Annotated in this window: 5 protein-coding genes; 3 read left to right on the top strand and 2 right to left on the bottom strand. The window is 73.0% G+C overall.

Annotation, left to right across the window (positions count from 1 at the left end; genetic code table 11):
* Window positions 1-2,285 (top strand): M4 family metallopeptidase (locus tag E1165_RS27270; RefSeq protein ID WP_132394577.1); only part of this gene is annotated, 2,285 nt, incomplete at its 5' end.
* Between the two features lie 98 nt (window positions 2,286-2,383).
* A complete protein-coding gene (locus E1165_RS27265; RefSeq protein WP_132394576.1) occupies window positions 2,384-3,157 on the top strand; it encodes an enoyl-CoA hydratase/isomerase family protein in 774 nt (257 codons plus the stop codon).
* A 279-nt stretch (window positions 3,158-3,436) separates the two neighbouring features.
* Here the strand turns inward: E1165_RS27265 and E1165_RS27260 are convergent, their stop codons facing one another.
* Both E1165_RS27260 and E1165_RS27255 read right to left on the bottom strand, forming a co-directional pair.
* Window positions 3,437-4,603: a hypothetical protein gene (locus tag E1165_RS27260; RefSeq protein WP_207917056.1), complete on the bottom strand. Its 1,167-nt coding sequence runs from the start codon at window positions 4,601-4,603 to the stop codon at window positions 3,437-3,439.
* A gap of 111 nt (window positions 4,604-4,714) precedes the next feature.
* A complete protein-coding gene (locus E1165_RS27255; RefSeq protein WP_132394575.1) occupies window positions 4,715-5,206 on the bottom strand; it encodes an MSMEG_6728 family protein in 492 nt (163 codons plus the stop codon).
* 87 nt (window positions 5,207-5,293) lie between these two features.
* Here E1165_RS27255 and E1165_RS27250 point away from each other — a divergent pair.
* Window positions 5,294-7,027, top strand: a 1,734-nt coding sequence (locus E1165_RS27250) for a TrkA family potassium uptake protein (RefSeq protein WP_132394574.1), incomplete at its 3' end; no start/stop codon positions are given.

The raw sequence follows: 7,027 nt of genomic DNA, 5'->3' as shown, positions 1-7,027 counted from the left end.
CTCCGGCCCCCTCGGCCGCCGCCCGTGCCGCCAGCGTGCTGCGCGGCAACCCCGGTGCCGTCCAGGGCGGCACCGGAGAGGCGTACCAGGCGGTCCGGACGAAGGTTGACGCGAACGGCGCGTCACACACCCGCTACACCCGTACCTACCGGGGTCTGCGCGTCCGCGGCGGTGACTTCGTCCTCCACACCTCGCCCAACGGCGCCTACGCGGGCTCCTCGGTCGGTCTCGCCGCCCCGCTCACCCTGACCACCACCCCCCGGCTGACGGTGACGAGGGCCAGAGTGATCGCCCGGCAGCAGTTCAAGGGCAAGCTGGAGAGCGTCGGCGCCCCGGAACTCTTCGTGGACGCGAGCAGCGGCACGGGTCGCCTCGCCTACGAGACGGTGCTCACCGGCTGGCACACCGACGGGCAGACCCCGTCCCGCTTCCACGTCATCACCGACGCGGTCAGCGGCAAGGTGATCGGCAGCTACGACGAGATCGAGATGATCGCCGGCACCGGCCAGAGCGTCTACTCCGGCACGGTCGGCATCGACACCACGCTCTCCGGCAGCCTGTACTCGCTGGTCGACCCGGTACGCGGCAACGGCTCGACCTGCGACATGAACAACACCACGTCGACCTGCACCACGTTCACCAACTCCGACAACACCTGGGGTGACACCAACCCCCGCCAGAAGGCGGCGGTGGACGCGCACTTCGGCGCCGCCACGACGTTCGACTACTTCAAGACCGTGCACGGCCGCAACGGCATCTTCGGCGACGGCCGGGGAGTTCCCAGCCGGGTGCACTACGGCAACAACTTCAACAACGCCTTCTGGGACGGCGCCCGGATGACGTACGGCGACGGCGTCGGCAACGCCCGACCGCTGGTGGCGCTCGACGTGGCCGCCCACGAGATGAGCCACGGCATCACCGACAACGTGGTGCCCGGCGGTCTGACCTACTCCGGTGAGTCCGGCGGCATCAACGAGGCCACCAGCGACATCTTCGGCACGATGGTCGAGTTCTACGCCAACACCGCCGCCGATCCCGGTGACTACCAGATCGGCGAGAAGATCAACATCAACGGCGACGGCACGCCGCTGCGCTACATGTACAACCCGTCGCTGGACGGCTCGTCCGACAGTTGCTGGAGCACCGGCACCAGGAACAAGGACGTGCACTACTCCTCCGGCGTGGCCAACCACTTCTTCTTCAACCTGGCCGAGGGCACCGGCGCCACCCCGTACGGCACCTCGCCGGTCTGCGGTTCCGCCCCGGCGGTGACCGGCATCGGGCGGGCCAGGGCGGAGAAGATCTGGTTCCGGGCGCTCGACGTGTACTTCACGTCGAACACCGCGTACGTCAACACCACCACCCCGTCGAACACCGCGCGCGCCTACACGCTGCGTGCGGCCACCGACCTGTACGGCAGCTGCTCCACCGAGTACCGGGCCGTCCAGGCCGCGTGGACCGCCGTGAACGTCGCGGGCAACGACGCCCCCTGTTCCAGCGGCAACGACTTCTCCGTCTCGCTCTCCCCGACCTCCGGTTCGGTTGACCCGGGCAACTCGGTCAGCACCACCGTCGGCACCACGATCACCAGCGGTAACGCGCAGACCGTGACGTTGTCGGCCAGCGGCCTGCCGGCCGGCACGACCGCGTCGTTCAGCCCGTCGTCGGTGAGCGCCGGCAGCTCGTCCGTGCTCACCATCACCACCACGGCGAGCACCCCGGCCGGCACCTACACGGTGACCGTCACCGGCTCCGGCACCGCCACCCGGACGGCGACGTACACCCTGACCGTCAACGGGGCCGGTGGCTGCGCCGGCGCGGGGCAGAAGCTCGGCAACCCCGGCTTCGAGTCGGGCACCATCCCGTGGGCCTCCACCTCGGGCGTGATCGGCACGTTCGCCGGGCAGCCGGCCCGCACCGGCGGGACCCGGAACGCCTGGCTGAACGGGTACGGCAGCACCCGCACCGACACGCTCTCCCAGGCGGTGAGCCTGCCGGCCGGCTGCACGTCGTACCAGTTCAGCTTCTGGCTGCACGTCGACTCGGCGGAGACCGCCGGCAGCGCGTACGACACGCTGAAGGTGCAGGTGCTCAACTCCTCCGGCAGGGTGCTGGCGACCCTGGCCACCTACTCGAACCTGGACAAGGCCACCGGGTACGCGCAGAGGTCCTTCTCGCTGGCCCCGTACGCCGGCCAGACCGTCACCCTGAAGTTCTCCGGGGTGGAGGACGCCTCACTCCAGACGTCCTTCGTGGTCGACGACACCGCGGTCGACGTCGCCTAGGCTGACCTGGTTGTCGGCGGGCCCGGCGGCCACCCCTCGCGGGTGGCTGCCGGGCCCGCGTCGCTATGGTCGCTCGACGGGGTCGGTGCGAAGGGGTGGTGGCGGTGTCGGAGGCGGAGCTGACCGTCGAGGTGACCGGCGCGGTGGCGACGGTGACGATCCACCATCCGGCGCGCCGCAACGCGATGACCCCGGCCATGTGGCGGCAGTTGCCGGTGCTGCTGGACGGCCTGGAGGCCGACCCGTCGGTGCGGGCGTTGGTCCTGACCGGGGCCGGTGGCACCTTCTGCGCGGGAGCCGACCTGGGTGATCTGGACGAACTGCTCGACGCGGGCGACCACAGCATCGCGGTGGCCGCCGAGGAACGGCTGGCCGCGTTCGCCAAGCCGACCGTCGCCGCCGTGCGGGGTGCCTGCGTCGGCGGCGGCTGTCAACTCGCGGTCGCCTGCGACCTGCGGTTCGCCGCCGAGGACGCCCGGTTCGGCGTGCCGCCGGCCCGGCTCGGTCTGGTCTACCCGGCGCCGACCACCCGCCGGCTCACCCGCCTGGTCGGCCCGTCGACCGCGAAGTTCCTGCTCTTCACCGCCGAGCTGGTCGACGCCGAGCGTGCGCTGCGGGTCGGGCTCGTCGACGAGGTGCTGCCGGCCGACGCGCTCACCGCCCGGGTCGACGCCGTCACCGCCGCCATCGTCGAGCGCTCCCAGCTCAGCGTCGTGGCGGCGAAGGAGATCGTCGACGACCGGGCCGGGCCGGCCCGGGTCGCCTGGTGGCACCGGAAGGTACGGGCCAGCGGCGAGGCCCGCGAGGGGGTCGCCGCCCACCACGAGCGACGAGCACCCGACTTCACCTGGTCACCGCCGGGCCGACACTGATCGCCCCTCCGACCGGCCCGCCGCCCACGGCGTGCCCGCTGCGAGCCTGCCGCCGGTCGTGAACCGTACTCAGGCCCCTGGCGTGACCAGGGCGTCGGTCGCTTCGACGGAGCAAATCCGCCCAGGCCGGACCGGCGAAGCGGGCGGGGCCGGCGGGCGCCGCGCTCGGATTCGTATCCCCTGCACTGCCCCCTGTGCCCGCCGGCCGGTCCGTCACCGCACGGCGAGCGACACCGAACACCGTGGCCGGCTCCCGAGTGACTGGTTGACCTTGCGCGATCACGGTAGGTCGATGTGGGAGACGGGAGCAACGTATTTGGATCCGGTTTCCGCCCGGTGGGGCCGTCGCTGTCGTCCGGTGCGGCGTGCGGCGCGCGCCGTCGCCAACGGCCGGTTGATCCGCTCGGCCATCTGGGTGATCAGCTCGCTGTCCAGCAGTGGCCGGTTGACCTCGGCGGCGACGGAGAGGGCCGGCCCGGAGACCGAGCGCCAGATCGCGGTGAGCCCGGCACCGAGGCCGACCAGCGCGACGGCCGCCCGGGTGGTCGGTGAGCCGGCCGCCGCGGCGGCACTCACCCCGACGACCGCGCCGAGCACCACCAGCAGGGGTACGAGCACCGGCCAGAAGATCCCCCGCGCCGCCTGGACCACGAGTTTCCGGTCCCGGATGATCAGGTTGCGGGCGACCACCGCCCAGTTCTCCTCGTCGAGCAGGTCCTTCGGGTGCAGTCCGCCGGTGAGCACGCCCCGCCACAGGTCACCCTGGTTGCGCAGCTCCCGGGCCAGCTCCGCGGTTCCCGGCTCGGCCGGGTCGCCGACGGTGGCCCGGGTGACCGCGGTCGCCCAGGTCCGCAGCGAGCGCCGCACCACCGCCGCCGAGTACGGCGGCAGCACGCTGGCCAGCTCGTCCAGCCAGCGGCTGATCTCGACGTGCCGGCCACCGAAGCGGTGCACCAGCCGGTCGGCGTCGCCCTGCCGTACGGTGTCGGCCAGCGAGCGACCCAGCCGGTACGCCAGCCCCACCCGGTGGTTGGTGGCCATCGCCCAACGCAACACGTCCACGTTCAACTCGTCCAGGGCGAGCAGCAGCGGGTCGCCACCGACCTGGGCGCGGGCGGCGGTGGTGGCCGGGCCGGGCCGGCCGGTGGCGGTCAGCTCGGCGATCTGGGCCAGGGCGACCTCCACCCCGTCCAGGTACATCCGCATCCGGTGCCGGCCGGACATCTCGGTGAGGTTGGAGAGTTTGGCGGGGGCGGTGACCGGTGTGGCGTCCGGGCCGGTCAGGTCGGCGGTCTGCGCGTGGTGGTAGGCGTCGGCCATCCACCAGCCCAGCCGCAGCGCGGTGACGATGCACGCCCGTTCGTCGCGGAGCAGCCCGTACGCGTCGTCGCGCCTGTCCTCGGCGACGCCCGCGACCTCTTCGGCGTACCGGTGCACTGGCGACACCCTTGGCGACCTCCCGTGCCGGACCGGCGTCGACGGACGTGAGTCCAGGGTAGATCCGCAGCTGGGGCGATTTGCCCGAATCGGCGAACGGGTGGTCGACGGCCCGTTCGCTCAGCGGTCCGGCGGCGGCAGGCAGCGCCGTTGCCGGTCCGAGTCCGGCCAGACGTACTCCAGGTCGGGTGGGACGTCGCCGAACAGCGGCCGGTAGTACTCCGGGTCCTTGCGCAGCAACGACGAGCGGTGACTGCGGTGCAGGTCCTCCCGGCCCAGCCAGGGCGGCAGCTCACCGGCCTCGGCCAGCTCCGCCTGGCCACGCACGGCGGTGAGACCGCAGGCGGCCGCCAGTTCGCCGACCAGGCTGCCGGCGCAGGTGTCCGCCCGGCCCGGCGCGCACCAGACAGCGCACACGTCCAGCCCGTACCGGGTCAGCGCCTCCTCGTAGCCGGCCCACATCCGTACCGCGGGGTGGTGCCGCCAGCCGTAGTCCGGCCGGGTCAACCCGCGCAGCACCTGGAGCGTCTCCACCCGCTGCTTGCCCAGCCGCCGCTGGTCCAGCGTCCGGGCGCTGGCCAGGAAGTCCGGGTACGGGAGGAACGTCTGCATGGCGATGCTCTACCCGCCGCCGGGCGCGACATGCCTCCATGATCGACGGGGCTGCGCGCACCGCGAGCGGCTGACTACCATCCGGGGATGGCGGAGCCCCAGCACGACCGCGCCCGCCGTCCCGCCGGGTTGCGGCTGTGGCGCGGCAACGACCACCGCCGGCACTACGTGATCTGCGGTCAGGACCCGCTCTCGTACTGGGTGACCCGGGCCCTGCTCGCCCCGGAGCTGACCGCCGGCCGGGTACGCATCACCCTGATCGTGCCGGAGCGCGGCCGCAGTGACGGGCCCGACGGCCGGGAACTGGACGGCGTGCAGGTCGTCCGGGCCGACCGGTTGGACGAGGCGACGTTCCGCCGGGCCGGCCTGCTCGGGGCGGCCGGGCTCGCCCTGCTGCACCAGGACGACGTCGGCAACATGCACGCCGCGCTCTGCGCCCAGGAGGTGGAGCCCCGGCTGCGCCTGGTGGTCCGGATGTTCAACACCAGCCTCGCCAACGGCCTGCGCGAGCTCTTCCCCGACTCGGCGGTGCTCTCCGACGCCTCGATCGCGGCACCGGCGTTCGTAGCCGCCGCGCTCGGCGAGGTCGCACCCACCCACTTCCGGCACGCCGGCCGCACCCTCTACGTGGCCGAGCGTGACGACGTACGCCCGACCGACGTGGTCTGCGGGTTGGCCGTCACCGCCGACCCGGACCTGGTCCGGGTGCTGCCCGCCGACGAGCAGTCGGCCGACGTGGTACTCGCCGAGGCGACCGGGCAGCCGGCCGGGACGGAGCTGGCCGCCCGCCGACTGGTCCGCGCGCGTCGCCGGCGGCAGCCGCTGGCCGTACTGCTGCGGGCGGTCCGCAGCTTCGCCACCCGGAAGATCGGCATCGCGGTGATCCTGCTGTTGGCGGTGATCGCCGGACTGGGCTGGCTGAACGCCCGCGCGACGGAGGTGAGTTGGGCGGAGGCGATCTACCTGACCCTGGTCACCACCCTCAGCGGGCAGGACCCGGACGTCACCAAGCCGGCCGCCGCCCAGATCATGCAGGTGGTGCTCAACCTCGCCGGGCTGGCGCTGATCCCGCTGATCACCGCCGTGGTGGTCGACGGGATCGTCAACGCCCGGCTGGCCCTGCACTCGGGACGGATCCAGCCGGACCGTGCCGGGCACGTCGTGGTGGTGGGCCTGGGCAACATCGGTACCCGGGTGATGGCCCAGCTACGCGACTTCGGCGTCGAGGTGGTGGCGATCGACCGCAACGCCGACGCGCGCGGGGCGTCGCTGGCCCGGCGGCTCGGCGTACCGATGATCGTCGGGGACGCCGCCAGGGAGGAGACGCTGCGCTCCGCGTCGGTCGAACAATGCCAGGCGCTGGTCGTGGTCTCGACCGACGACGGGGCCAACCTGCGCGCCGCGTTGACCGCCCGTGGGCTCAATCCGGAGCTGCGGGTGGTGCTGCGGCTCTTCGACGGCGACTTCGCCGAACGCATCCAGAAGGCGTTCGGTATCGGCATCTCGCGCAGCGTGTCGTACCTGGCCGCGCCCGCGTTCGCCGCCGCGCTGCTGGACCGGGCGGTGATCGCCACCATCCCGGTCGACCGGCACGCGCTGCTGGTGGTGGAGGTGCCGGTGGTGGCCGGCGCACCGCTGGACGGCCGCCCGCTCTCCGCCGTGGCCCGCCCCGGCGAGGTGCGTCTGCTCGCCCACACGCCGGCCGGGCAGCGGACCGACTGGACGGTCGACCCCCGGATGGTGATCTCGGCGGGGGACCGGTTGACCGTGGTGGCCCGGCGGGCGGGCCTGTCCGCCCTGCTCCGCGAGACGACACCGGCC

It is taken from the genome of Micromonospora sp. KC723, assembly GCF_004348595.1.
Taxonomy (GTDB): Bacteria; Actinomycetota; Actinomycetes; order Mycobacteriales; family Micromonosporaceae; genus Micromonospora.
This window is presented reverse-complemented; position numbering and strand designations above follow the sequence as displayed.

Bases quoted from the DNA above. Each gene is read 5' to 3' on its own strand.
- E1165_RS27255 (WP_132394575.1), bottom strand. From the start codon at position 5,206: ATGCAGACGTTCCTCCCGTACCCGGACTTCCTGGCCAGCGCCCGGACG.